This window comes from Mucilaginibacter arboris, assembly GCF_009754915.1.
In the GTDB taxonomy this organism is placed as follows: domain Bacteria; phylum Bacteroidota; class Bacteroidia; order Sphingobacteriales; family Sphingobacteriaceae; genus Mucilaginibacter_A; species Mucilaginibacter_A arboris.
In genome coordinates this window covers 1-1636 of the sequence record NZ_WPIK01000044.1, presented here as the reverse complement: position 1 = coordinate 1636, position 1636 = coordinate 1, and the positions used below count along the sequence as shown (strand labels likewise).

Here is a 1636-nt window from a genome sequence, read left to right as displayed (position 1 = left end):
CGTTAGGTGCAATTTGTATCGACACAATCCGAATGATCTTTAGACAAATATTAATTTCTGTAATTGCTTTTACTCTATTTGCAAGTTGTAGAAAAGGTTACAAAATACAAAACAACAAAGTTTACTATGAGTATTGGAATGAAGCAAGTGGACAAAATCAGGATGTAATTAAAAATGCAGATGCTGAAAGCTTTCAAAAACTAAGTTTCGACTGTGATTGCGACTTTGAATTTGGTAAAGACAAAAACCATTTATATATAGACGGTATACCAATTAGAAAGATTGATCCCAATACGTTTAGATTTATTGGTAACTATGTTTTTCGTGACAAGGACTCCAGTTACTTTTTTGGCTTTTACAACGACATAAATAACTGTTCAATAAAAGGTGTTAATCCTAGTAAGTTAAAACTGATAAGTTATCCTTGGTCGAAGGAGGGTAAAATTTTAATTCATGGCTACGATACATTATTTCTTGACGACATAAATACTTTTGTTCCAATTGACGAAAATTGGGGGAAAACAAATCAGTATGTAATTTATAAAAGCAAGAAATTAAATGGTGCAGACCCTAATACATTTAAAATAATTAGCAGTTACGCTGGAAGCGACAAAAAACATGTTTATGAATTTGGCAAGATTAAAAAATAAACTGCACCTAACATTGGTTTGGCAAAAAACTGGCGGACGGAATAAACATCAACTTTTGTTTTGCTATTTTGCTTCAGTTTCAACTGACGGAACAAAATTTAGCTGGTAAAAGAAGCATCAACTTTGGAACATTAATTTAACTTTGGTTTTCGCTGAAGGATTTCAAATTCCAGTTCTTCGCCAAGCCTTATTCGTTGCACGCCATTTTAAACGCCGACTTCTACACACGCGCCAGACTTGTGTTTCGCCGAATCCTTTAATGCTGTTTTTATCAGTATAAAGTTCGCAGATAAAATTTTTGTTGGTAAAAACAGTCTTGCTGGCTGACTTTCAAGCAGACAAATTTTAATCGGCAAAAACAGCATTTCCGGCTGACTTTTTTAGGTTTGTAAATTGGGTTTGTATTTTCCAAATCGACCGACCAGACTTTTCCGACTTTTACGCAGACAAAATATCCGCCGGACTTTTATTGGCCGACTTTTTTAAATGCTGTTTTTATCAGGTAAAAGTTCGCAGACAAAATATTCGCCGAACATGTAATTCGCTGAATCTAAAATCTAAATGTTTTGCTTGTTTTGCGGACAAAAAAATTGTTTAAAAGCGCAAGTTTATATTTCCGCTTTTAAACAAAAAACGTCGTGCAACATTGGTTTGGCAAAAAACTGGCTGACCGAAGTAATTTAAACTTTTGTTTTGCTATTTTGCTTCAGTTTCGGCATAAGGAACATTTTTTAGCCGTAAAAACAGTATTGAACTTTATAACTCTTATTTAGCTTTGGTTTCGGCGGAAGGATTTCAAATTCCAGTTCTTCGCCAAGCCTTTTCCGTTAGGCGCAATTTGTGTTTTCGCCCGAGAAAGCTTGCTAAAGATTTTTTTGTCCCAAAAAAGCAAAAACACAAAAGCGGCTAACATGGGTTTGGCAAAAAACTGGCTGACAGTTTAGAATTTAGCTTTTATTTTGCTATTTTACTTCAGTTTCAGCCGA

General features: G+C 34.4%; 1 protein-coding gene. It reads left to right on the top strand.

Annotated elements, in window-relative coordinates; all coding sequences use genetic code 11:
- A partial coding sequence (locus tag GO621_RS18600) for a DKNYY domain-containing protein (protein WP_232335711.1) occupies positions 1–650 on the top strand: 650 nt, incomplete at its 5' end.
- Between the last annotated feature and the right edge of the window lie 986 nt (positions 651–1636).